This is a genomic window from Armatimonadota bacterium (assembly GCA_028871815.1).
Classification (GTDB): Bacteria; Armatimonadota; Chthonomonadetes; order Chthonomonadales; family Chthonomonadaceae; genus REEB205.
The window spans coordinates 262,158-287,458 of the sequence record JAGWMJ010000004.1 but is presented as its reverse complement, the minus strand read 5'-3'; the positions used below and the strand labels follow the sequence as shown (position 1 = coordinate 287,458).

Annotated in this window: 21 protein-coding genes; 17 read left to right on the top strand and 4 right to left on the bottom strand. The window is 61.1% G+C overall.

Features of this window, described 5'->3' with window-relative positions; genetic code table 11:
* Window positions 1-83 precede the first annotated feature (83 nt).
* The 8 genes from KGJ62_07205 to folE all read left to right on the top strand — a co-directional run bounded on the left by KGJ62_07205 (window position 84) and on the right by folE (window position 8,319).
* The gene (locus KGJ62_07205; GenBank protein MDE2126360.1) at window positions 84-386 is read left to right on the top strand and encodes a panthothenate synthetase; all 303 of its coding nucleotides are present in this window, start codon (window positions 84-86) and stop codon (window positions 384-386) included.
* A gap of 459 nt (window positions 387-845) precedes the next feature.
* Window positions 846-2,198, top strand: coding sequence for a hypothetical protein (locus tag KGJ62_07200; GenBank protein MDE2126359.1), 1,353 nt, complete (start codon window positions 846-848; stop codon window positions 2,196-2,198).
* Window positions 2,199-2,307: 109 nt separating this feature from the next.
* Window positions 2,308-3,342, top strand: a complete 1,035-nt coding sequence (locus KGJ62_07195; protein ID MDE2126358.1) for a BMP family protein — start codon at window positions 2,308-2,310, stop codon at window positions 3,340-3,342.
* A 37-nt stretch (window positions 3,343-3,379) separates the two neighbouring features.
* Window positions 3,380-4,945, top strand: coding sequence for an ATP-binding cassette domain-containing protein (locus KGJ62_07190; protein ID MDE2126357.1), 1,566 nt, complete (start codon window positions 3,380-3,382; stop codon window positions 4,943-4,945).
* Window positions 4,942-6,039, top strand: coding sequence for an ABC transporter permease (locus KGJ62_07185; GenBank protein ID MDE2126356.1), 1,098 nt, complete (start codon window positions 4,942-4,944; stop codon window positions 6,037-6,039). The genes KGJ62_07190 and KGJ62_07185 overlap by 4 nt, the downstream gene beginning before the upstream one ends.
* 35 nt (window positions 6,040-6,074) lie before the next feature.
* Window positions 6,075-6,953, top strand: coding sequence for an ABC transporter permease (locus tag KGJ62_07180; GenBank protein MDE2126355.1), 879 nt, complete (start codon window positions 6,075-6,077; stop codon window positions 6,951-6,953).
* Window positions 6,950-7,759 carry a 6-carboxytetrahydropterin synthase gene (locus KGJ62_07175; GenBank protein MDE2126354.1) on the top strand — a complete coding sequence of 270 codons (810 nt, stop codon included), beginning with the start codon at window positions 6,950-6,952 and terminating at the stop codon, window positions 7,757-7,759. The genes KGJ62_07180 and KGJ62_07175 overlap by 4 nt, the downstream gene beginning before the upstream one ends.
* A complete protein-coding gene (gene folE / locus KGJ62_07170; protein MDE2126353.1) occupies window positions 7,756-8,319 on the top strand; it encodes a GTP cyclohydrolase I FolE in 564 nt (187 codons plus the stop codon). Before KGJ62_07175 ends, folE begins: the two co-directional genes overlap by 4 nt.
* Before the next feature lie 10 nt (window positions 8,320-8,329).
* On the opposite strand, the gene KGJ62_07165 is transcribed toward folE, so the two are convergent.
* The 4 genes from KGJ62_07165 to KGJ62_07150 all read right to left on the bottom strand — a co-directional run bounded on the left by KGJ62_07165 (window position 8,330) and on the right by KGJ62_07150 (window position 13,502).
* Complete coding sequence (locus tag KGJ62_07165; protein MDE2126352.1) at window positions 8,330-9,457, bottom strand: peptidoglycan DD-metalloendopeptidase family protein; 1,128 nt, start codon at window positions 9,455-9,457, stop codon at window positions 8,330-8,332.
* 32 nt (window positions 9,458-9,489) lie between these two features.
* Entirely contained in the window at window positions 9,490-10,317 is an 828-nt protein-coding gene (locus KGJ62_07160; GenBank protein ID MDE2126351.1) for an ABC transporter permease, read from the bottom strand.
* A gap of 56 nt (window positions 10,318-10,373) precedes the next feature.
* Window positions 10,374-11,090 carry a cell division ATP-binding protein FtsE gene (gene ftsE / locus KGJ62_07155; GenBank protein MDE2126350.1) on the bottom strand — a complete coding sequence of 239 codons (717 nt, stop codon included), beginning with the start codon at window positions 11,088-11,090 and terminating at the stop codon, window positions 10,374-10,376.
* Between the two features lie 156 nt (window positions 11,091-11,246).
* Window positions 11,247-13,502: a PBP1A family penicillin-binding protein gene (locus tag KGJ62_07150; protein ID MDE2126349.1), complete on the bottom strand. Its 2,256-nt coding sequence runs from the start codon at window positions 13,500-13,502 to the stop codon at window positions 11,247-11,249.
* A 246-nt stretch (window positions 13,503-13,748) separates the two neighbouring features.
* On the opposite strand from KGJ62_07150, the gene KGJ62_07145 reads away from it, so the two are divergent.
* The 9 genes from KGJ62_07145 (at window position 13,749) to KGJ62_07105 (ending at window position 25,295) form a co-directional block, all read left to right on the top strand.
* Window positions 13,749-14,780, top strand: coding sequence for a peptidyl-prolyl cis-trans isomerase (locus tag KGJ62_07145; GenBank protein MDE2126348.1), 1,032 nt, complete (start codon window positions 13,749-13,751; stop codon window positions 14,778-14,780).
* Window positions 14,781-14,788: 8 nt separating this feature from the next.
* A complete protein-coding gene (gene mazG, locus KGJ62_07140; protein ID MDE2126347.1) occupies window positions 14,789-16,342 on the top strand; it encodes a nucleoside triphosphate pyrophosphohydrolase in 1,554 nt (517 codons plus the stop codon).
* Between the two features lie 95 nt (window positions 16,343-16,437).
* A complete protein-coding gene (locus tag KGJ62_07135; GenBank protein ID MDE2126346.1) occupies window positions 16,438-16,890 on the top strand; it encodes an Rrf2 family transcriptional regulator in 453 nt (150 codons plus the stop codon).
* Between the two features lie 30 nt (window positions 16,891-16,920).
* The gene (cysK, locus tag KGJ62_07130; GenBank protein ID MDE2126345.1) at window positions 16,921-17,859 is read left to right on the top strand and encodes a cysteine synthase A; all 939 of its coding nucleotides are present in this window, start codon (window positions 16,921-16,923) and stop codon (window positions 17,857-17,859) included.
* A 65-nt stretch (window positions 17,860-17,924) separates the two neighbouring features.
* Window positions 17,925-19,133, top strand: a complete 1,209-nt coding sequence (locus KGJ62_07125; GenBank protein MDE2126344.1) for a rhomboid family intramembrane serine protease — start codon at window positions 17,925-17,927, stop codon at window positions 19,131-19,133.
* 194 nt (window positions 19,134-19,327) lie between these two features.
* The gene (locus tag KGJ62_07120) at window positions 19,328-19,681 is read left to right on the top strand and encodes a tetratricopeptide repeat protein (GenBank protein ID MDE2126343.1); all 354 of its coding nucleotides are present in this window, start codon (window positions 19,328-19,330) and stop codon (window positions 19,679-19,681) included.
* A 188-nt stretch (window positions 19,682-19,869) separates the two neighbouring features.
* Window positions 19,870-22,149, top strand: coding sequence for a hypothetical protein (locus tag KGJ62_07115; protein ID MDE2126342.1), 2,280 nt, complete (start codon window positions 19,870-19,872; stop codon window positions 22,147-22,149).
* The gene (locus KGJ62_07110) at window positions 22,136-23,152 is read left to right on the top strand and encodes an NAD(P)-dependent alcohol dehydrogenase (protein ID MDE2126341.1); all 1,017 of its coding nucleotides are present in this window, start codon (window positions 22,136-22,138) and stop codon (window positions 23,150-23,152) included. Before KGJ62_07115 ends, KGJ62_07110 begins: the two co-directional genes overlap by 14 nt.
* Window positions 23,153-23,360: 208 nt before the next feature.
* Window positions 23,361-25,295 carry a hypothetical protein gene (locus KGJ62_07105; GenBank protein ID MDE2126340.1) on the top strand — a complete coding sequence of 645 codons (1,935 nt, stop codon included), beginning with the start codon at window positions 23,361-23,363 and terminating at the stop codon, window positions 25,293-25,295.
* Window positions 25,296-25,301: the final 6 nt, after the last annotated feature.

Below are 25,301 nucleotides of genomic sequence, written 5' to 3'. Positions count from 1 at the left end.
CGACGCAGCGCACGGTTTGCAGGTAATCTATGTCCCGGACGGCGATCGCCGTCACCCGTAGGCATCCCACATCGAGGTCCACCATGCGAATGCTGCTGCACGTTACCCTTCCACCGGAGCCGTTCAACTCGATGCTGCGTGAAGGGTCGGTCGGCGAAACGATCACGAGAATCCTTGAGGCAACCAAGCCGGAAGCGGCGTATTTTACCGAGCACAGCGGATCGCGCGGGGCGGTACTGGTGGTGCAGGTAGATCATGCCTCGGAGATCCCAGCCCTGGCTGAACCATGGTTTCTCAGCTTTGAGGCGGACTGCGAGTTCCGTATAGCCATGACGCCTGAAGACCTCAAACGCTCTAACCTCGAAGATCTGGGTCGAAAGTACTGACCGCCGATCCAGCCGGACGGTGTGATGCCGGCCTTGACTCGTCCGCCCACGGGCAGGCTATAATAACGGCGCAAGGCATGCTGGACGCAAGTTATTCGGCTTTAACAAAACAGGAGACGCCGCGTGGGTGACAGTAAAGGTTTCGACCCGGTTGAGGCGATAATCATTCTGATTGGTGTACTGCTGGTTGGTGGCTGCGTAGCCCTTGGCGTGTTCATCAGCATGGCCAGCAAGACGCACGGCGGACTTCTGGGATAACACACCACTCTCGACCGAGCAGGTGCGCCCTGCCGGAAACCGTGTTGGACGCCCGTTCCATGTTTCCTGGCCGCTCGTTATCTTCTGGATCGTGGTTCGGGTGGTCCTTATAGTGGGTTAGGCCGGTAGCTGCTATGCCCGGTTTGCCGGCCCGCCTATTCGTAGGCGGGCCGTCTTAGCGCGTGACGTCACATTTACCGCATGCAATTCGACGCACCTCCGGCCGTTCAGGCAGTGCCGGGCTCCGATGCCGCGCCTGGCGATGCACACGCCGGCTGGCGCACCAATGCAGTTGTGCGGCGCAACCTCTTCGCGCTGACGGTCGATGTGACCGCGTTCGCTATCGGAATGGCATTCCTCGATGAGAATGCCGTGCTGCCGCTCCTTTGCCGGCGGCTAGGCGCCTCCGGCGTGGTCATCGGCGCATTCGCGGCGATCCGGTTTCTTGGCTTTAATGGACTCCAGGTGGCTGTTGCCTGGTTTGCCCCGTCGCTGCGTCGACAGAAACCGGCACTGATAGCAATCTGCGCTGCTACGCGCGGCCCACTGCTGCTGTTGCCGTTCGCCCTGATGCGGGCGACCATGAGCTCCGGGCGGCATCAGGCATTGGTCGCGGTTGTGATTCTATTGAGCTTGTGGGCGTTAGGCGATGGTTTGGGATACGTTTTCTGGATGGAGATCGTAGCCCGCGCATTCACCGACAAAACTCGCGGAAGGTTCTTTGCCGGCACGCAGATTCTGACGGGGATCGTGGTTGCACTGGTCGCCGGCCTCGTCGTACGCGCTATTCTCCACAATCCGCGTTTGCCATTCGCTGCAAACTACGCGGTGCTCGCGGCAGGCGCCGCTTTTATGTATATGGTCTCGCTGATCGGCATCGCCTTCGTCCACGAGCCGCTCGCACCATCAGGCCACCTGCCTCCGGCCCGACCGTCCCTCCGTATGTACCGCTCACGCATCCTCGGCGTCGTGCGCACCGATCAGGCATTTCGGCGACTTGCCGCTGCGCAGATGCTCATCAGCTTCGGCATGGCGGCTGCGCCGTTTTACGTGCTGTACGCGGCTAGCAGGTACCGCCTGAGTGACGACTGGGGAGCCGTTTTCCAGGCTGCCGCCGCCTTGGGCGCCATGGTGCTGATTCCCTGCTGGACGGTACTGGCCGAGCGGAGAGGGGCAGCAGCGGCTATCCGTGCTGTGGCCGTGGCATGTGTGGCAACACCGGCGGTTGGTTTGTTGGCAGGAAGCCTGTCGGTATGGCTATTCTGCGGCGTCTTCTTCCTCCTTGGAGGAAGCCTCGGCTGGGCATTGTGGATCGCGACCAACCACTATCTCCTGGTTCACGCGCCCGAGGAGGATCGGGCACTCCTCATCGCAATGCTGAGTCTTCTGTTCGTGCCGTCCGCCATATTCCCGTGGCTGGGAGGAGTCATCGTATGGCGACTTCAGCATGCGGCAATCGGCGGTATTCCCTCTCTGCTGGTGATCACAATCGCCGTCACAGCGTGCGGCTTGGCGCTTGCCGGCCAGATACCGCACCGAACCGTCGCTCCGTGAAGTGCGGTGTTGCCTGAACGCTCGTCTGCAATCTGGTAGACTCTTGACGCGCCAAATACGGCGCAGACTGGAGGACGGCCAGCCCGATATGCAGAGAAGGTCAGACGTTATGGCTTCAAGCCGCTTATTCCTTACGTTTACTCTATCGGCAGTGGCTTTTGCTGCGACAGGCTGCGGGCGTCAGCCGGCGTCGGCTATTGGAGGCGGTAAGGCCGGAGCCGGGACTAGCTCCGCGTTTCGTGTAGCCCTTATTACTTCAGGACCCACAAGCGACAACGGCTGGAATGCCGGCGCATATGCCGGCCTTCAACTCCTGAAGTCGAAACTGGGCGCACAGGTTGAGAATGTTGAAGCGCCTACGCCGGGAGCTCAACAGGAGAATCTGCGAGCCTTTGCCAGCCAGGGTTACAACATTGTGATTGGCCACGGCGCGGAATACGAGTCCGCGGCCATCAGGATGGAGTCGGAATTTCCAAAGACTCTGTTCGTTATCTCATCCGGACGACGGGTTGGAGTAAACACGACGCCGATTGTACTGAAGCTGGAGGATGGCGCCTACCTCGAAGGGATGCTCGCCGCCGGCATGTCGAAAAGTGGGCGAATCGGCGCTGTAGGCGCCGAGAAGATTGTGCCGCTGGAGAGCGTATTCTCGGCCTACGCGGCCGGTGCGCATGCCGTCAGCCCGAGCGTGATTGTGGCGCCACCTGTCTTTACCGGTGACTGGGACGATGTCGGCAAGGCAAAGCAAGCCACGCTCGCACTCATTGATCAAGGCGCCGACGTGGTGATTCAGGACCTGGATGCGGCGGCCGCCGGCGTTTTTCAAGCCGTAAAGGAGCGCGACGCGGCGACACACCGCATCTATGCGCTGGGAACGAACAGTGATCAGAATGGCGTGGCGCCCAATGTTGTTCTGGCAAGTGCGCCGATCAATATCGGCGCCGCCTTCCTGCAGATTGCGCAAGCCACCAAAAACGGTACCTTCAAACCGAATTCACGGCCATTTGACATGGCATCCGGTGTGATCGGATTTGTAATTAACCCCGAACTGCGAACCGAAATACCGCCAAGACTTGAGGCGCGGCTCGCTTCAACCCAACAGGCAATTGTCACCGGTAAACTTGTGATTCCGCAAGCGAATTGAACACGGTCAGCAGGGAATACGGGGCGCAGGAGCAGACGTGAACGCGGTCGCTCCGCAGCCGAGTGGCGCCGATCCGTGGCTGGTGGCCTCGGGCATATCGAAGCGCTTTGGCCAGACGCAGGCGCTCGACGCGGTTGACCTGGAAGCGGGGTTGGGTGAGATCCACGCCGTCCTCGGCGAGAACGGCGCCGGTAAGAGTACGTTGATGCATATACTCGCCGGCCTGATCCAGCCGGATGAGGGCGCAATTCGCCTGGCGGGCATTCCGGCGCAGATCGATTCCGCAAGGGCAGCCCGACGCCTTGGCATCAGCATGGTGCATCAGCATTTCTCCCTCGTTCCGGCGTTTACGGTAGCCGAAAACCTGAGCCTGGATGCGCTGCTCCAACCCGGAAACCGTGCACCGGAGCGCCGAGTCGCCGGTGGTGTGCTCAATGCTGCCAAACCAGCACTGCGGAAGGCGGCTGAGTTGGGTTGGACGCTGGAGCCACAAGCGATTACGGAGTCGCTGCCGGTTGGCACGCAGCAGCGTGTTGAGATCGCAAAAGCATTGGCGTTTGGCGCCAGATGCGTGATTTTTGACGAACCGACTGCAGTTCTGAGTGTCGACGAGGTCGGCGAGCTATTCCGGGTTCTGCGCCAACTGCGCGATGGTGGCGCTTCGGTTCTGCTCATCGCGCACAAGCTGAATGAGATAACCGCAATAGCCGACCGCGTGACCGTACTGCGGCAAGGTCGGCGCGTCTTCAGCGGACGAATGAAGGAGACGAGTACCTCCGAATTGGCCGCGTCTATGGTTGGAACTGCACCACCTCCAGCCGGCGCGACAATCACGCCACAACCGGACAGTGCATCATCGCGGAAGTTCACCGTATCCAACCTTACGGTACTGAGCGAAGACGGACGCGCCATTCTGACGAACGTCTCGTTCTCCGCGCCTGGTGGGCAGGTTTACGGCATTGGCGGAGTGGATGGAAACGGACAGGCAGAGCTGGCTGAACTGTTGGCCGGCATACGGTGGCCGCAAATCGGTTCGCTCTCGTGGTCGGGTTTGGAGCCTTCGAAAGCTCCGCCGCGAGTCGCCTACGTACCACCGGACCGGCGTCACGCCGGACTTGCCGTTGATTTGCCGGTTTGGATCAACCTGGTGTGGGATGCCGCGGCACAGCCGGAATATGCCCGGTGCGGTTTGCTGCGCATTGGGCGGCTGCGCGCACTGGCGCGTCAGATGATGCAGGATTACGATATACGCGCCGGATCGATCGATACCACCACCTCAAAGCTCTCCGGCGGCAATCAGCAGAAGATTGTGGTGGCGCGCGCGTTGCATGCCCGACCCGACCTTCTCATCGCGGTGAATCCCGCCCGCGGGCTCGACATCGGCGCCAGCAAGTTCGTACTTGATAGCATTGCGTCCGCAGCCAGGGCCGGCGCCGCAGTGATCCTCTTCTCAACCGACCTGGACGAACTGCGCGCGTACGCCGACCAGTTAGCCATTGTAGCGGCAGGAGAGCTCCGGCACGCAGAGGGCTCCTGGAATACCGGAGCCGGTCTCGGCATGCTGATTGGCGGCGCTTCCTCCACGCACAGCGACACCGCATGACCGTGGCAGAGATGCATCAGCCGAAGTCGCGGATCCTGTCCGCCACATACCGACTTGCAAATATCGCTCTTTATGCCATGGGGCTGCTGGCGCTGATCGCAGCGACACTGGCCGCGCTCGGCGTTTCGCCGGTAGTTGGGCTAAGGTTGTTGGGAGAAGGTGCCTTTGGAACGGCGGGCGGACATCTGAACGCCCTCTCCGAGACGCTGGTGGAAACGACGCCGCTCCTGCTGACCGCCCTGAGCGTTATGGTCGGTTGGCGGTGCGGCATCTTTACGATCGGCGCTGATGGCCAGCTTCTGGTTGGAGCAGCGGCAGCAGCGACCATCGGCGTCTCGTGCCGTGCCATGCACGGTCCCGCCGGCAGTTTCGCGCTGGTGGCAGCCGGCGCGTTCGCCGGCGCACTCTGGAGCGCTGCAGCCGAAGCGCTGCGCAGGTGGCGGCGCGTTCAGGAAGTTATCAGCACCATAATGCTGAACTATCTCGCCATCCACCTTGTCAGCTGGCTGGTTCGAGGTCCGCTCCAGGAGCCGGGCCGGCACATGCCGCAATCGCGTGCACTGCCCAATAGCGTACTGTTCGCCCGGATGCTTCCGCCCGAAATAACAAACGGAATCGCGACGAGGCTGCACACCGGCGTGCTCCTGGCATTTGCCATGGCGCCACTGACCGCGACCTATATCTGGTGGACGCTGCCCGGGCTTCGGCTTCGCATTGTGGGCGCCAATGCCGAAGCCGCGCGATCGGCCGGTATCCGCGTTGCACGCGTTCGGATGCAGGCGATGCTGGTTTCGGGCGCACTGGCAGGGCTGGCCGGATCTGTAGAGCTCCTTGGGATCACCGGGCGGTTGTATGCGCCTTTTTCACCGGGTTGGGGTTATACTGCGATTCCGGTCGCGCTGCTCGGCGGACTGAGCCCGGGGGGCATTGCAGCTTCGGCGCTGTTCTTTGGCGCGCTGACGGCCGGCAGTGGCAACCTCGAACGAAATACACATGTATCGTCCGTAATCATCTACGTGGTCCAGGCCGCGGCCGTACTGGCCATCGTGGCCGCACGCGCGTGGAACGAGCGACGTAAAGCGCAGGAGGGTTGATCCATCATAACGCACCAGCTGCTGCACAATCTCCGGTGACCATTCTTTTCGGTGTTATCGCTGCCATGGTCAGCATGGCGGCGCCTCTAATGCTCGCTGCGCTCGGTGAGGTCGTCAGCGAGAGAGCGGGGGTGATTAATGTTGGGCTAGAAGGCTTGATGCTCTCCGGCGCCTTTGCGGCCGCAATTGCCGCACGTGCCAGCCACAGCGCATGGACCGGCGTGTTTGTCGGCGCCGTCACCGGAATACTCGTCGCCGCATTTACGGCCATTTTCGTCATTTGGCTCAGCGCCGATCAGGTTGTGGTCGGCGTGGTCGTAAATCTACTTGCGCTTGGCGTCACAGGCGTCGTCTACCGCTCGATGTTTGGTGCGACCGGTACTTTTCTGCAGACGGCACAACTGCGCGTCGTTCTCTTCGGTCAGGATGCGTTGGTTTTGTTTGCGTTCGCTCTCACGCCGGTAATCGCCTGGTTCCTGTTCCGTACGCGCACAGGGCTGCTCCTTCGCGCCTGCGGGGAGAGCGCGTTCGCGGCCGCTGCAGCCGGAGTGCCGGTCCAGCGGATTCGTGTTGGCGCGCTGCTGTTCTGCGGCGCAATGGCCTCGCTGGGCGGCGCCTACCTCGCCGTTGGTGAAAACAATACGTTTGTTGAGAACATGACCGCCGGACGCGGGTTTATTGTGCTGGCAGTGGTAACCAGCGGAGCCTGGAACCCGTGGGGCTGTATGGTGGCTGCGCTGGTTTTCGGCGCAGCCAATGCGCTGCAGTTCCAGTTTCAGGCGTTCAATGCCCACCTGCCCTACGATTTGTTCCTCGCCCTACCCTATGCTGCAACGCTCATTGCGCTTGCTGCCGGCGGACTCTGGAGCCGGTCTCCGGCCGATCTCGGTCGCCCGTTCCGGAGATTAGCATGATAAGCCTCGTACGCCGGGTGCAGCTCTCCGTGGCATGGTCCAATGGCGATCCGTCGGCGCCGAGGTGGTTCGGCGCTGGACTCGTGGTAGCTGCTTCGGTCACCGGCCGCGTCGACTCCCGAACGGGGCTCGTGATCAACATCACCGATCTGAATCGGTGTCTGCGCGATGCAGTGGTTGATCCATTGACAGGGATGCAACTCAACGCCCGAACAGGAGCGACCCCAGGCGGATTTACACATGAGCGGCTGCTTCTATGGATGGTTCGAGCTCTTACCACCGAGCTGCCGCAGAAAGCCAGGCTCCATGAACTGATCCTGGAAGCACCAGGTGCTCTATTTACGGCTGAATTGCCCGCTAACGATCCATATGCAAAGGAGCCTGTCGTGTTGCTGGTTACGCACACCTACGAGTTCTCGGCCGCCCACCGGCTGTACAGTGCCAAGCTCTCACCGGACGAGAATGAAGCGCTGTTCGGCAAGTGCAACAATCCTAATGGCCATGGCCACAACTACGTGCTTGATGTTACCGTCGCCGGCCCAATGGATGACGCCACGGGCAAGGTGATTGAGCCTGGCGCGCTCGACGCCATTGTACACACCGCCGTCGTTGATCGTTATGATCATCGGAACCTGAACCTGGACCTGCCTGAGTTCAAGGATACGATCCCATCGTCGGAAAACATTGTTCAGCGAATGTGGGACGTACTCTCGCCGCTGATCCCCAGTCCGGTTCGCCTCCACAAGATCACATTGCACGAAACGCGAAGCAATGCGTTCACCATTCAGGAGAGCACCACCGAATGAGCGACAAGCTGGAGCAGTTGCTGAAGGAAGCAATTCGTGACATTGGGGAGAACCCGGAGCGCGAGGGTCTAGTTCGCACCCCGGAGCGCGCTGCCAGGGCACTTCGGTATGTAACGCAGGGTTACGGCCAGAGCCTGGAGCAGATTGTGAACGGCGCCGTGTTCGAAGCAACAGCGGACGACATGGTCATCGTTCGAGACATTGAATTCTTCTCAATGTGTGAGCATCATCTCTTTCCGTTCTTTGGATACGCCAGCGTAGCCTACATACCAAACGGCAAGATCCTGGGACTCTCAAAATTCGCCCGGATCACCGACATGTACGCGCGTCGTCTCCAGGTGCAGGAGCGGCTGACGGTTGAGATTGCCGACGCCATCCAAACCGTGCTTGAGCCGGCCGGCGTTGCTGTCGTCCTTCAGGCACAGCATCTTTGCATGATGGCCCGTGGAGTGGAAAAGCAGAGCACCGATATGGTTACAAGCCATGTGCTTGGCCGCTTTCGGGAGAGCCAGCGGACCCGCGCCGAGTTTATGGAACTGCTTGGTCGCAAACGCGCCTGACTCGGCAAGCTCAAGGTCGAATCGGCACGCCATTGCGCCGGACTTCAAAGTGAAGGTGCGGGCCTGTGGCCATGCCCGTGGCGCCAACCCGGGCAATAACCTGCCCCTGGCTGACCTGCTCGTGGTAGTGCACAAGCAGCACCGAGCAGTGCCCGTACAACGTTGACATGCCGCCGCCGTGCGCGATGATCACACAGTTGCCATAACCGCGTTCGTAGGCGGCCATAATCACGACACCAGCGGCAGCAGCGTGAATTGGTGTACCGTAGTGTGCGCCGATGTCCACACCGGTGTGCATTCGCCAGCGATGCAGGATGGGATGGAACCGCATACCAAACGGCGAAGTGATCCGCCCGGCGCATGGCCAGATGAAGTGACCATGAAACGCCGGCAGCGATATGCCGGACTCGGTCAGCGCGCCGGTGAGTTCACGGATCCTGCCCGTCATCTCACGCGACTCTTGCTCCAGATCCTCGAAGTCCTGCTGCGCTTGCGCAGCCCTTAGGTGCGCCGCGTTCAGCAGCACGCCGCGCTGCTGCAGGTCAGCGGCCAGCGTGGACTTCTGCTGCTCGTATTGCCCCGCCAACTGCTGTTCGGCCTGCTGCTGCACTTCGATCGTGTGCTCATCCGCCTGAATGGCGTCGAGTGCGCGGCGAACGCTCGCCATCAACGCGGTATCACTGTGAACAATGCGCCGAACGTAGTAGCCGCGAGAAAGCAGGTCGCTGAGTGAGCGTGACTGCAGCAGTACCTCCGTGTACGTCGTGTCGCCGCGCTCATACTCCTCGCGAATGCGAGCAGCGAGCAGTTGGCGCCGGGTGGCGAGTTCGTTCTCGCGGTCTGCGATTCGAACGCGCACCCTCACGTGGGAGTCTGCAAGCTCACTCAAGCGGTTACCGATGAAGTTCAGCCGGGCCGTTACGCCCGTTATGTTAGCGCGCACCTGACGCAGGCCGGTGCGAATGATCGCCTCATGGCTTCGGGCGGAAACCAGGCGTGCATGGGCGGCGTGCGCTTTCACCCGGACGGTATGGAGCTTGCGTACAAGCGCCGCGCGCTTGATGCGGGTTGCCTCCTTGTTTGCCGTACCGTGCGACCTGGGCCGCTGTGCCTGCACGCCGCCTGCCAGGCTCAACATGAAAGCGCAGGCACATACAGCGCCGAGCCTCACTAGAGCACCCTCAAGAAACGCCGAATTGCAAGATGGCTACCGATGGCGCCAATGCTTGCGCCAAGCACCACAAGAAACAGCGTGATTTGTGAACCGGTTAGCCCGGCGGCGCCGGAGTCGAGCAGCGGCGACTTCAGGCTGCTCAGAAAGCGCCCAACCTCCAGACTTGCCAAAAGCAGAATTACCGATGCAATCAGGCCGCCGGTGAATCCGTAGAGCACGCCTTCAAGCACCATCGGCAGTCTGATGAATCCGGCAGTAGCGCCTACCAGTTGCATGATCTTGATCTCCTTCTGCCGCGCGATCAACGTCAAGCGGATGGTGTTGTAGACGATGAAAAGTGTGGCAATGAAAAGACCAATCGCAGCAAGGCTGCCCATAACCCGAATTACTCGCGAAAAGCCCAGCATGGCGCGGACCTCGCTGCTTGCATCGGTAACGTTGGCTATTTGTGGATATAACGCCGTATTTCGCAGTTTGCCAGCCAGCGCCGGCAGCTCGCCCGGCTCAACTGCTGAAATCGCGAGTGCGTCCGGCAGCGGGTTGCCGGCAACATTCTGCGCGAGGGAGGGCTCGCGACGCTGGATACGGGCCCATGCATCTTCGCGCTTCAGCAAGCGGACTCCGCTAACCTGCGGAAGCTGCCGGAGCGCATCTGCCAGCTTGAGCGCGTCGCGTCGGTCGACACTGGTATGCAGAAACACGTTGATTTCGTTAAACCGTGCCGGCTGTGCGTCAGCCAGCGCTTTAACCCGGCCGGCCGCCAGCAGCGTAGCACCCAGCACCGTAATCGCTACGGTTACCGTTCCCAGCGCGGCTATCGACATCAAGCCGTTCCGGCGCACGCTTTGGAGGCACTCACCAATCAAGAATGGTACGCTGTTCAGCCGCAAATTGCCGCCTCGCCCACGTCTGGCGCTTGCTCATGGTACGAGCCCATGGCATCGTCGCGAACGATCTTACCGCCGGCCAGCGCCACAACCCTGCGCTGCATCATATCCACGATCGCGGCGTCATGTGTAGCCACCACAACGGTGGTATTGCGCTTGTTGATGTACTCTAGCAGCTGGATGATTCCCGCAGAGGTAGCCGGATCCAGATTGCCGGTAGGCTCGTCCGCCAGGAGTACAGCCGGCTCGTGCACCAGCGCGCGGGCTATGGCCACCCGCTGCTGTTCACCGCCGGAAAGCTGGTGAGGAAACGCGTCCGGGCGGTGCATCACGCCAACCATCTCCAACACTTGCGGTACGCGCTTGCGCACTTCTCGCCAGCCGGCGCCGGTTACGCGCAGCGCAAATGCCACATTCTCGTAGACGGTTTTATCGGGGAGCAGTCCGAAATCCTGAACAACCACGCCAAGCCGGCGCCGCAGCCAGGGAACGTCGCGATCGCGCAGGCTTGACACGTCCAGGCCGGCGACACGGACCTGCCCGGAGGTGGGGTGTTGCGCAGCATAAAGCAGCTTGAGCAGTGTCGACTTACCCGCTCCCGTATGCCCTACCAGGAAGACAAACTCGTTGGGTGCAATGGAGAGTGATACATCGTCCAGCGCCATCGCACCGCTCGGATAACCGACGGATATGTGGCAAAGCTGAATCATAACGGCGTTTCGGCCCGCGCGCTCCACACGGCAAAGCAAACCTGTAAGGGGCCACGGGCGGCGGCGCGGCAACGCCGCTTGCGGCATGAGTGTATCGCGCTATCCAAAGACCTGTCAAGCCCGCCGCGCACCGGCGACGGCTGCGAAAGCTTTGTTCTACTCGCCAGGAGGCGCCTTGTGGAGCGTACAGACTCCCAGCCGAGCTGCCCGGCGACGAGACATCATCACCGTTTTCACTACTGGGCACCACTCTGTTGCGCGCTTGCCGGACTCCACGCAGATGCTGACAGGCACGAGTTCGGATTGGCTGGAGGTACTGGCCGGCTGGCGAGCCGGTGCCGGTGCGAGGCCGGTATCCGCCGGCGTAGCGTCAGCGGCGCCAGAATCCGGCGATGGTGGCGATGGTACGCTTCCAAACGGCGTGGTTTGGGTGTCTGACGGCACGATTATCCCGGGTGTCGACGATTTGCCGGATGGCGACGTCGCGGAGTTCGCGGCGCCTGTATCAACATCCGCTCCCTTAGCGTTCGAATTCGTTGCGGACTTTGGCGTAGCCACGGGAGTTGCCGCGCCCGGTGCAGCAAACGTATTCAACCATTTCTGCTCGATCGGCAACGCCTGGATCATAAAGTCATGCCAGATCGGCGCACAGATGTCGCCACCCGTTGCCCGCGGCATTGGCAAATACTCCACCGACCCCTTGCTGTTGTGATGCACACTGGCGAGCCAGATCACACAGGTGAGTTCCGGGGTATATCCGGCAAACCATGAGTCCCGGTTGTCGCTGGTTGTGCCGGTTTTACCTCGTGCCTGGTCGATGATTCCGTTGGAGCTGTTCCCCCGCGCCGCCGTGCCGGTACCGCCGCGCACCACCGCCTCGAACGCGGTGTTCAACTGGTCCACAGTGCCAGGCTGAAGGATTCCGGTGATTTCATGGGGCGCATGCTCCTCGATGACGTCGCCGCTTGCATCGGTTACGCTCTTCAGCGCCATCGGCAGCATGCGCGAGCCGGAATCGGCCACAACCGAATAGGCGGAGCAGAGATCGAGAGGCCGGACCGAGGATGCGCCAAGCGCCGTGGGAAGAACCGGGGCAAGCGGCGTGGTGATGCCCATGTTCTTCGCGTATGCGATCGTGGTCCCAATCCCGGTACGCATCGCCACCTGCACGGCAATCGTATTCATGGAGAATTTGATTGCGCTAAGGCAGCTGATACTATGATATGAGTACCGGTTCTCGTAGTTCTTGACCACCCGATGCTTGGGATCGCCGGGGTATGGCACGGGTCGATCAACGAAGGTAGTTCGGAGCGTGGCGGCTCCGGTATCGAATGCCGCGGCGTAATCGAACAGCTTGAACGCGGAACCTGGTTGGCGCATACCCTGCGTCACGTTGTTGAATTGGCTGGTGCGGAAAGCCCGACCGCCGATCATCGCCCGGATAAATCCGGTGCGATTGTCAATTGCCACCAGTGCGCCCTGGTTCGCGCCATATCCCGATGCTCTGCGCAGGCCGTCATCAAATGCCTTCTGCGCCAGGACCTGCATTCTGTAGTTCAGTGTCGTCTGGATCTTGAGCCCGGAGTACACAAAATCGGAGCCGTACTTACGTGTAAGGTAGTTGAGTACGTAAGTGACGAAGTACGGCGCCTTGAAGCTCAACCAGTTACGATGGGCGCGATGAGGGGCAAAGTGAGGTACCTCGGCACGCGCCTGGCTCCACTCCTCGTCGGTGATATACCCGTACTGATGCATATGGTCCAGCACCTCGTTGCGGCGCTGGATTGCGGCATTTGGATGTTCAAAGGGAGTAAACGCAGCCGGTCGCTGTGGCAGCCCGGCAAGCAGGGCAGCCTCTGCGAGGTCCAATCGGTAGACCGGCTTACCGAAGTACGTCTCCGCCGCCGCCTGAATGCCCCATGCGCCGCCGCCGTAGTACACAGCATTGAGGTACATCTGGAGAATCTCGGCCTTGCTGTAGACCTGCTCCAGCCGGATCGCGTAAAGCGCCTCGCGGATCTTTCTGCTGTAAAGCTTCTGGCGTGAAACACCAAACTGCTTGATGTGGCGCACCAGTTGCTGTGTGAGCGTGCTGCCGCCCTGTGATGTCAGGTTCTCACCGCGCAGGTTCGCCCACATTGCGCGCATGATTCCAATAATATCGATGCCCTTGTGCTCGTAGAAGCGGTGATCCTCTATTCCTATTGTAGCCAGCTGAACACTTCGTGGCACTTCGGCGAGCTTGACGGGCACGCGGTTTTGAACTTCGAGGCTACCGAGCAGTACGCCATCGCTGGACCATATCGTGGTCGCCACCGGCGGCTTGGAATCTATGTTGAGGTTGGCAACACTGGGTAGGTTCGATGAGAACTTCCAGAATATGCCCAAAAACGCAACCACACCGACGGCCACAACGCCCTCGATTACTAGAAACGCGAGGGAAATGAAGGTGCGGATTGGAGACCGCCGCCGGTTAGCGCCTCTACGCCGCGGTATGCGCCCATCGGAGCTGCCCGCCCGTACTGTCATATCCGGCATTATGAGGGCGAACCCAACGTGTGTCAAGCAATCGACCGACCAGCACTGCCCGAAGTGGGCGCGGCGGCCGTATGCTATACTTCACTGCCCCGCGTGGCACTATCCAAACGAGGAGTTTGCATGTTTCGCCTATCTAGCCGCATTCCGGCGGCGTTGCTGTGCGCCAGTGCCCTTGCCGCGCTAACCGGCTGTCAGGGCGAGAAGATTATTGCAAGAGTGAACAATCGTGCGATCACATATGACGAGTACGTGCCACAGCTCATGCGCGTTGGCACCATCCCCGCCGGCGCCAATCTCGATGCCGGTGGCGTTGCTCTGATTAACGTTGTTAAAAGCGAGCTGGTCGACCAGTTAGCGGCCCAGCGCCATGCCGTACCCTCTGCAGAGGACATCGCGAAATACGCCACGTATTTCACGAGTCGCAATCCGACCCTTCAGGACCAATTGAAGACCGGTCAGTTATCCCAGTCCGGCCTCGACCGGCAGATCAAGACCGAGTGGGAGCAACTTGGCATTGGAACGGACGGCGCGCACGTAGATGCCAGCGAGATTGCCCAGTACTACAAAGGCCACTCGGCGCAATTGGCCATACCGGAAATGTGGACGATCCGCACGATGCCGGTCGGCAGCCTTGCGATCGGAACCCAGGTACTTCCCCAACTGAGACAGAGCGGAGATTTCAAGGCGGCGGCTGCTGCGGCGGGGTTGCCTGCCGCCGCTGCCAGCCTGGTGGGTCAGACCTCCGTAATCGATAGCACCACCGCACCGCCAAACCTGCAGGCAGCGCTGGCGCATTTGACTCCAGGGCAGTTTGCCGCTGCCCCAATCGAGATCTCGGTGCCGGCCCAGAATGGAGGCGCGCCGCAGACGGTGTACGTGCTGGCGCAGATGGTGTCTACAACGCCATCGCGTATCCCATCGTTGGATGAAGTCAGTATGGCTTTAGACCAGCAGTTGCTGCAGCAGAAGTTTCCCAACTGGGTGCAGCACGCAACGGACGAAATCGGCACTTTCGCGCGCAGCTCCACGATCCGTATCTATATCGACCGGTACCAGCCGCTGGTTAGCACCTATATCGTCCCACCGGAAACCAGTGCGGTATCCGTTGCTCCGCAGGCTCCGCCGAAGCAGATTGCGGTGCCGCACAAGTAGAGAACACTATGGGGGCGATAACGCTGGTTGGCCTTGGCCCGGGCTCCGGCGATTGGCTGACCCGCGGCGCCGAGAAGGCACTGCGACTGGCAGGAGACCCGGGCGCCACCGGGCGAAAGCTGCTGCTGCGAACGGCTCGCCATCCGGTTGTAAGCCTCATTCGCGATTGGGGCCTCGTTTTCGAGACCTTTGACGAGTTGTATGCGCGGCACTCCACCTTTGCGGAGGTGTACAGGGCCATATCGGCGTCTTTGGTGCAGGCAGCCGCCGACTGCCACGTAACGTATGCCGTACCCGGTAGTCCTTTGCTTGGCGAGGTGGCTGTGGCGGAGGTGCGCGCGCTGAGCGCCGAGCGTGGCATCCCGGTAGAGATCGTGCCGGCCAGCAGCTTTTGGGAAGCTGCACTGATGGCGGCCGGCTGCGACCTTCCAGATGGTTGCGATATTCGCGATGCGCATTCTCTGCAGGCGAACTGCGTCGCCGATGACTTCGGACTGGCGCCTGGCGCCGACCCCGACACCACTCGCCCAATGCTGATCTTTCAGGTGTACGACACCGCGCTTGCGTCGGAGGTCAAGCTCGCGCTGATGCGGTGGTATAGCGACAGCCACCGCGTCGCCGTCCTGCAGGGTGCAGGCGCTAGCGACCACCCGGTGGTTGAGTGGGGTCCGTTGTACCAACTGGATCGGCGCCCGTTCGACCACCTTACGGCAGTTCTGGTGCCGGCGGTGATCGCACAGGACCGTAAACCGGGCTTCCGTGACCTTGCCGGCGTCATGGCGCGGCTCCGGTCGCCTAAAGGGTGCCCATGGGACCTGGAGCAGGACCACGCTTCTCTACGCGAGTACCTCATCGAGGAGACGTATGAAGTCCTGGACGCCATAGATTCCGACGATGCCGAAGCGATGAAGGAAGAACTCGGCGACCTTGCCCTGCAGGTGGTATTCCATGCTCAGCTTGCCAGCGAGTCCGGCCGGTTCACGTTGGATGATGTAATGGCTGAGATAGTTGCCAAACTGGTGCGCCGGCATCCTCACGTCTTTGGCGCCTTGACCGTTTCCGGTAGCGACGAGGTCCTCACGAATTGGACACGCATCAAACGTGAGGAGAAGCGGGCGTCCGATCTACCTGCGGCGTCGGTAATGACCGGCATTGCATCCAGCCTGCCCGCGCTGCAGCATGCCCAGAAAGTGAGCGAGCGGGCGGCGCGCGCCGGCTTCGAATGGAGTGACATAGCGGGCGTTTGGGAGAAGGTGGAGGAGGAGCTTGCCGAACTTAAGGAGGCGGTAAACCTGGGCTCGCAGGAGGAGACCGCGGCTGAACTGGGCGATCTCCTCTTCGCCGTGATCCAGATTGCCCGCTGGCGGCACATTAGCGCGGAAATGGCGCTGCGCGATATGGTACATCGCTTCACGGGCCGCTTTAGGTGGATGGAGGCCGAGGCCGCGCGGCGCGGCGACGCTCTAGAAGCGCTCTCACCGACGAGCTGGGACGAGCTCTGGCGCGCGGCGAAGCAGGCTGAGTCCACATCTGCGGACAGAGCCGGTCAGGTGGCAGGGTAGACTTTCAACAGGCGCGATGGCGCGTATACTTCGCCGGCTGTGAACCGCGCCGCACCCACTGAGCGCCGTCACCGAAACCGACTTCCGACAACAATATGGGTCTGTTCAACGCACGAATCCGTTACGCCCTCGCAGCTGCGGTGGACCTTGCCATGCAGCCGGGCGACCGGCCTGTCCAGAGCCGTGATATATCGCGCCGGCAGCAGATACCTGCGCCCTACCTCGGTCAAATCCTCTCAGCGCTCAAGGCGGCCGGCATCGTACGGAGTGTCCGGGGTGCGGGCGGAGGTTATGTGCTTGCCGCCCCCAGCGACCGCCTTACCGTACTGGACGTGGTATCTGCCGTTACTGAAGGCGAGAACCTGTTTCATTGTGATGGTGAGTCCAGTTCAGCAGTGCCGGGCCAGTGCGTCAACGCGGTGTTGAAGGGACTCGAAGAGGATGTTCAGCAGCGGGTCATCGAGGGTCTTCGCAGCACAACAATTGCCGCACTGGCGGCAAAAAAACAGCGAGGCGATGCACGCCTCACGATGCGCCATGGAATATGAACCCGGGCAGTTGAGCTCGGTTGGCCTGTTATGCGAATAGCCCACGATGTTACCGAGTTGGTCGGCGACACGCCGCTGGTTCAACTCAACCGGATGGCAGCAGGCCTGCGGGCAAGGGTGGTCTGCAAGCTCGAGTATTTCAATCCTCTGTCGAGTGTCAAAGACCGAATTGGCGTCGCGATGATCGATGCTGCCGAGCAAACGGGCGTGCTCAAGCCGGGCGTTACCGTTATCGAACCGACCAGCGGCAACACCGGCATCGCGCTGGCCTTTGTCTGCGCCGCCCGTGGCTACCGGTGCATCCTCGTGATGCCCGACACAATGTCTCGCGAGCGTCGTGCACTCCTCCGCGCACTCGGCGCGGAGCTCATTTTGACTCCGGGGGAAGAGGGTATGTTTGGCGCGATCAGCAAAGCCGAGGAAGTTGCCGCGACCCAGCCGGGCAGTTACTTCCTCCCTCAGCAATTTGAGAATCCGGCCAACCCGGAGATCCACCGGCGTACGACCGCGGAAGAGATTTGGCGCGACACAGATGGCCAGTGTGACGTACTGGTGGCCGGTGTGGGCACCGGCGGCACAATCACCGGCGTTGCGGAGGTCATAAAGTCCCGTAAACCGGAGTTCTACGCGATTGCCGTGGAGCCGGCCGATTCCGCCGTGCTCAGCGGCGGAGCACCTGCGCCTCCATCAATCCAGGGCCTGGGCGCCGGTTTTGTACCCGCGGTTCTCAACACAAGCTGTTACGATGAAGTGATCGCCGTTACGCCCGAAGACGCCATGGAGTGCTCGCGGCGTCTGGCGCGCGAAGAGGGGATTTTCGCCGGCATCTCCTCAGGCGCAGCCACATGGGCGGCGCTCACCGCGGCAGCGCGGTCGGAAATGGACGGGCGTCTCATTGTGACGATACTGCCTTCTACGGGTGAACGCTACCTCTCAACACCGCTATTCGCCGAATACGGCGATACGTAGGCACCTGTGATGAGTTACCGGTTGCGAGCCACTCCGTGATTATTCCTTTTGATTCGGATCGGCAGGTGCGCGGCCGCCCCGTTGTTTCGTGGATTCTGATAGCTCTTACAGGCGCGCTGGCTCTGGTGCTTCAAGCCATGCAGCTCACAGGGCGCGCCAACGCGGTTACCGCCATCGTGAATGCGCTGGGCATCTCCGCTGTTGCACCGCACGCCTGGTCGCCGCTGACGTACATGCTGGTCCACGTAGGTCTGGCGCACTTCCTGGTAAATGCGTTCTATTTATGGGTCTTTGGCTCCGGCGTGGAAGATGCTGTTGGCTGGAAGCGGATGCTGGCTATCTTCATGATCGGCGGGGCGGCTGGAGGCATACTCCAGTGGGCTTTTGGTGCGTTGACCCTGGCGCCTGAGCAGCGAGGGATGCCTATCGTCGGCGCATCGGCCGGCTGCGCCGCGCTCATGGGAGCATTTTCTCTACGATACTACCGGGCGCGGTTATCACTGATCGGTATCCCCTGGAAGCCCCATGTCGTCTCGGTTATCAGCCTGCTCCTCTTCCTGGAGATGGCCGGCGGTTTGTACAGCGTGCTTCATGGCGAGCAGGCTACCGGCGTGGCGCACTGGGCGCATGTAGGCGGCTTCCTGATTGGCCTCATCGTGGCTAGAATGCTGCACCTGCAGCAACAAGCCGGCAACTCGTACTTACAGGAGGATGCGGAGAAGGCGCTCGCGGCGGGTTCGCCGGCGGCGGCAATCCGGCGACTTGACCGTGTGCTCGCACAAGCTCCCAACGACATCCAGGCAACCTCCGCGCTGGTACCGGCGTGGCTGGCGCTCGGCGATGAGCGCGCCGCAGCGGAAGCGCTGGCGAAAGCGCAGAAGATGCTGCTCGATCGTGGCAGTCGCGCCGAAGCGGCGCGACTGTGGGCCGCTTCCACGCCGGCATGCGAGTTGCTGTTGCGACGTAATCCGGGTGCAATACTAACCCCAAGAGAGTGGCAGATTCTGGCGGCTGGACTGGAAGAGCGCGAAGAGTTCAGCGCCGCGGCTCAAATCCTCGAGCAAGGCGCAATGTCGTGGAGCGATGCCGCCGACGCTGAGCCGGCGTTGATCAAGGCAATTACGCTCTACACCTATCAGTTGCACCGGAGACCGGAAGCGCGCATTCTTATGGCGCACTTCACACGGCGATTTCCGCACTCGCCCTGGCGCGCGCACGCAGAGGCATTGGAGCGAGAGCTGCAAAACGGGTCGGCAAACGAGCCTGGTCGCTGACAGCGCCGGATGTTTGCGGAGCCGAATCACTCGGCCCGCGCTCGCACCTCATCCGGCTTGCTTTATGGATTCGTATCGTGATACAATGCCTGCGCACGAACTCCATACCGATCGTAATGCACGGCGATCGATTGCGCGTCTCATTTGCTGGCTAGGCGCATAGGGAGGCACCACTGCTGAATATGACTTCCAGATTGACATCTGACCAACTTGAGCAGGCGGTAGCGCTTAAGCAGTCGGGCAAGTACGAGGAGGCGCTCAAAATCCTCACGGAACTGCTCGTAGAGAACCCCGACTGGGCCGAGGTTCGTCACCAGATGGGCCTTGTGCAGTACTTCAGCGGTATGTTTGATGAGTCACTGGCTACGCTGAAGCACGCGAGAGATCTGGCTCCAGATGCGGTGGAGATCCGCAATGATTTGGGCCTTACGTACGCCACACTCGGGATGTATGATGAAGCGCGTGCCGAGTTTAACGAGGTTCTCAGCGTCGACCCATCGAACGCAAAGGCGCAGGAACAGCTTCAGTATTTCGTTGATCTTGCGTGACGCACCGGCATAACGCCACGACGCCCTCCGGACGATTTCTTAAGCCTTGGTTACGCGGCGCGGAGTGGCAACGGCCCGGCATCCAGTCCGCCACCGCAGCCTTCCTGTATCTCGCAATCGCCGCGTGCCTGCTTTGGCGCAGCACATTTGCGGGCCGTGTTTTTGTTCCCGCGGGCCTGTTGAGCGGTATGTACCCGTGGCATTCGGCTTCGGCTACGGAGTTGTGGAATCCGCTGCGATGGGATAGCGTTGCCCAGTTCTATCCGTGGCGCCTGTTCGCGGCGCGAACTCTGCATACCGGCTTTGTGCCGCTTTGGAACCCCTACCAGTTTTGCGGCACACCGTTTCTTGCAAACAGTCAGAGCGCGGTGTTCTACCCACTCAACGCGCTCTTCTGGATTCTCCACACGGCAGCGGCATTCAACGCGTCGGCGCTTGTTCACCTTGCATTGTGCGGCTGGTTTACGTGGCTCCTCGCACGCCGAGGCGGATGCAGCTTTGCAGCCGCGTTTACCGCCGGGACGGTAATGGCATTTGGCGCCTGGGAGGTGCAGTGGCTGCAACTTCCAACATTCCTGGAGACCTCGTGCTGGATACCGCTCATTCTGGCTGCGATGCTGGCTGTCTATCAGCGCCGCGGGAGCTTTTGGCTGCACGGCGCCTGTATTGCCGCGGGCACGGGTTGCATGCTGCTAGCCGGGCACCTGCAGATCGCATTCTACGGCTTTCTGGCAGGCGGGTTATGGCTGATGGCGCTGATGGTTCGGGCGGCACGCGACACAAATCCGCGGCGATGCCTGGCACTCGCGGCCGCCGTGGTTGGATTTGCATCCGTTGGAGCCCTGCTGGGCATGTGCCAGGTGTTACCTGGTATGGAGCTGGCGCGGCTGTCGCACCGAACCGCACCGGCAACCGGGGTCGGATACCAGGCTTACAGCGAGTATGCCCTGCAGCCGGGCGAGCTGATCGGCGCCTTCCTGCCGCAGTTCTTCGGCAGTGACACCAACCGTTCCTGGCCATATTGGGGGTTCTACCAACAGTCGATCGCGCCCGGTGTCAGTTTACCGGTGCGCCATAACGCGGCCGAAACGGCGATATACGTTGGCGTAGCGCCGCTACTGCTGGCCGGCTTCGGTATACTGGCGATGTTGCGCCGCCATCACGCACGATGGTTGGCAGCTGGAGCCAGCTTGTTGAGTGGTACGGCGCTACTCATGGCGCTCGGAACACCGATCAACCGGCTGTTCTACTTTGTAGTGCCCGGCTTCTCCTCCACCGGGTCACCGGCACGTGTACTCGTTATCTTTACGCTGGGCATCGCGCTGCTTGCAGCTGTCGGCGTGGATGCAGTTGCCGAAAGGCAGCCTACGCGACGCGAAATGCTCCTTGTCTTCGGAGGCGCGGTCCTGGCGCTGTGCGTGGCGCTTCGCCTCACGGTAGGCGAGCTGGCGATGCGCCCACAGGGGGCGCCATCACTGGCCCAGGCAATAGGTCATACGGGCGCAGATTGGCTCGCGGTCGCCGTCGCGGTCATCGCGGTACTCGGCGCTACGCTCTTCTCATCCCGGCATCCCGCACGGGCGCCGATGGCCGTTGCCGTACTTGTGGTGCTGGAGCTGATGCGCGCCGGTTGGGGTATCAATCCAACCAGCCCGGCTCGAGCGGTTTATCCTGTGACCGATTCGATTCGGTATCTGCAGCAGCACGCCGGGCACAGCCGCGTCTGGCCGGTAAACCAGCAGTGGAGCCTTTACCAAACGCCACCTGCAGTACTTCCACCAAACGCCTGTACCGTCTACGGCTTGCGGGATGTTCAGGGGTACGATTCGCTCTTCAGCGGATTATACAAGCATGCGGCCGATACCGCGGCGCTGCCGAACCGTGCAGGGTTGCGCGACTCGAGCCCCGCGGAAGTAGGCAATATGGTTTTCATTCAAGACCCTGCCTCCGCGCTGGGCCGGCAGATGGCCGTACGGTGGATGGTTAGGCTTCCGGCCAACGCCGAAGGGTCCGCGCTGCCTTCCGTCGGAACGACGCCTGCTCTCAGCGCGCAAGGTGAAATGAGCATCTACCACGTGGACGGTTTGCCGCGAGCCTCGGTCTGCGTCACCGACCGCGGCCCAGCGGTTGCCGGAGCTCGCTGCACATGGCTTAAGGACGCCGCAACGCGCGTCGATCTATCTGTTTCCACACCGCAACAGGCGGTGCTGATCCTGCGCGACGCACGCTTCCCCGGATGGCGCGCAATGGTGGATGGTAGAAGGCAGCGCATAGAGCCGGCTGGACCCGACGGTATCTTCCGGATGGTAGCGGTGCCGGCCGGTGTTCACAACGTGAGGTTTGCGTACCAACCAGCGAGCTACAGACTGGGGCTATACCTCAGCGGGCTTGCATTTGCACTGATAAGCTTCTTTTCCTCGTGCGGAATAGGGTCGTATCGGCGGAGCAATTACCATGCGGCAGGTTGAACTTGCAGGCGGATTTGGATTTCAGCATCTCAACTTCACCGAAGCCACCGTTCCAGAACCTGGTTATGGCGAGGTCCTCGTTCGCATTGAGGCTGCCAGCCTGAACTCCCGAGACGTGCGGATGGTTCAGGGCGCGTACAATCCGAGACAGCCGCTGCCACTCGTGCCGCTCTCCGACGGCGCCGGTACCATCGCGTCGGTTGGTCCTGGTACCGCCGGTTGGTCGGTTGGCGATAGAGTGGCCGGCTGCTTTATGCCGCTATGGACCTCCGGGCGAATGACTCATGAGGCGTCACGTGCAACGCTCGGCGGTCCGCTCCCGGGAATGCTCCGTGAATACGCCGTGCTGCCGGCAGCCGGCGTCGTGCGGGCGCCGGCGCATCTGGACGCCGTGGAAACGGCCGCCCTGCCCTGCGCGGCTGTCACGGCATGGAATGCGTTGTTTGGCTCCGGCTGTATTCAGCCGGGAGAGTGGGTGGCAACGCTGGGTACCGGCGGCGTCAGTCTTTTCGCGCTGCAGTTGGCCCACCAAGCCGGCGCAAGAGTTCTGGTTTCCAGCAGCAGCGGTTCCAAACTGGACCGTGCCCGATCCCTGGGTTCGGATGCCGTGATCAACTACTCCGAAGACGAGAATTGGGGGTCGACCGTTAGAAAGATGTGCGATGGCGGTGTTGATCACGTGGTAGAACTGGGTGGGTCCGGAACGCTGGAACAGTCCCTCAAGGCGGTGGCGCCCGGGGGCACAATCTCACTGATTGGCGCCCTCGCGGGTATCACCGGCGAGGTCAATCTAACACCGGTTCTCAACAAGGCTGTACGGATCCAGGGCGTTTGGGTTGGTTCGCGCGAGCATTTCCAGAGCCTCAATCGAGCTATGGAAGCGGCATCGATGCACCCGTGTATTGACAGGGTCTTTCTATTTGACGAGGCTGTTCGTGCGTTCGAGTATTTTGCGAGCGGTTCGCACTTCGGCAAGGTCGTCATTCGTCTACAGGAATCCTAGCGCTGCGCTTGCCTTGCAGGTATATGCCGAGAGCGCGCTGAATCCACCGGGAGCCTGCTCCTCCAACCCAATACCGGCACAGGAGGCTTGAACCCTGGAGCCAGCGGCCACCCCTCCACAACCCCATTCGGCCCAATCGCCGCCGGCGCCAGACGGCGTACCCTCCGACACTGCGCCCTTACAGGCGGACGCCGTTACGCCGCGGATTTTGCTCCTCGGAACGCTGCTGATCTTTGTGAATTGTTACTGGATCATCGAGGTTGAAGGTATTTGGCACACCAATCACGCCACAGCGATGTCGCTGTTCTGGAATACCGTCTTCTTTCTCCTGCTCATGGTGCTGGTGAATATCTTCGTACTCAAGCGATTCTTCCCTCGGAAGGCCTTCACACAAGGCGAGTTGATCACATGCTACGTGATGATGACGATTGGTTCGGCGCTGGCCGGGCATGACTCGCTTCAGTTAGGAATACCGGCCGTGGAGGGCTTTCCAGTCTGGTTCCAGCATGAGCAGCCCAGCCTGGGCTGGGATGCGTTCACCAGGTACTTTCCAAAGTGGGCAATGGTCAAGGACATCAACGTGCTGCGGCCGTTGTACGAAGGGTTGGGTTCACAGCTTCTCTACACGCGCGCCGCATGGGACGCCTGGGCGGCGCCGGTGGCAATCTGGTGCCTGTTCATCCTGGCGCTCGGCACCGTGATGATCTGCCTCAACGTCATCCTCCGTAAGCAGTGGATGGATAACGAGCGGCTCTCCTATCCGATAATCCAGCTTCCCATGGCGCTGTCCGAAGGCGGCGGTCGACTGGAGTTCTTTCGCAATCGCCCGCTTTGGATCGGCATCGCGCTGGCGGCAAGTCTCGATCTCTACAATGGGATCGCGACTCTCTATCACACACTGCCCCTCATCGTCGTCCGCCACGACGCACCGGGCCGGGATCTCGGAGCGCTGTTTACCGCCCCGCCCTGGAACGCCGTCGGCTGGCTGCCACTGCCACTCTATCCATTTCTGATCGCACTTGGATACTTTCTACCGCTCGACCTCTCCTTTTCAATCTGGTTCTTCTTTCTGTTCAAGAAGGCGCTGCTGGTGCTGGCGGCGGCAATTGGCACTCAGCCCGGTCAACTCAGCAGCTTTCCGTATCTCGGCCAGCAGGCATTTGGCGCCTGGTTCGCTATCGTGGTAGCATCGCTCTGGACCGCGCGCCACCATCTGCACGCTGTATGGGTCAAGGCGGTGCATCCGGCCAGCAGCCAACTGAGCGATCATGACGAGCCGCTATCGTACCGAACGGCACTGATTGGTATCGCCGCCGGCGGGCTCTTCCTTACCTGGTTTTGCATGCGTGCCGGCATGTCTCTGCCGATCATCCTGGGCTATTTCGGGTTCTTTTTCCTGCTCTCCATCGCGATCACGAGAGTGCGGGCAGAGCTAGGTCCGCCGGCGCATGAAATGGCCGGCAACATGAACGGGTCGTTCTTGCTCACTCTGTTCGCCGGTACCGGTGGAGTGGGTATGCAGGCTCTGAGCATGATGGGCATGTTCTGGTGGTTCTCTGGGCGCGGATACCGCAGTAATGCCATGCCGTGCCAGTTGGAGGCGATGAAAATGAGCCGGCAGGCAGGTGTGAGCATGCGCGGCATGGGTGGGGCGATGATGCTGGCAATGTTGGTCGGCGGTATTGCCAGTTTTTGGGCCGCGCTGCACTTGCAGTACGGAGCGGGTGTCAACGTGATGACCGATCACAACTGGCCCCAGTTCCAGTACCTCAAATCATGGAGCAGCAGCCCGCTGCGACCCGATTTTTGGGGCCAGATATGGCTGGGGGTCGGCTTTCTGGCGGCTATGGGTATGATGTTGATGCGTCTGCGGTACGATTGGTGGCCGTTTCACCCGGCAGGTTATGCCATATCGTTGAACTTCGGCGCCGAGTACTACTGGTCGTGCCTGCTGATCGCAAGCGTGGTGAAGTACTTTGTGTTGCGCTACGGCGGCTACAAGCTGAACCGCAAGGTAATGCCATTCATGTTCGGGGTGATCCTCGGTGAATACGGCGTTGGCGCGTTCTGGAGCCTGCTCTCGGTTTTGCTCAACCACGGCCGTTACATCAACATCCGGACGTACGACTTCGCGCCGGGTTAACAACCA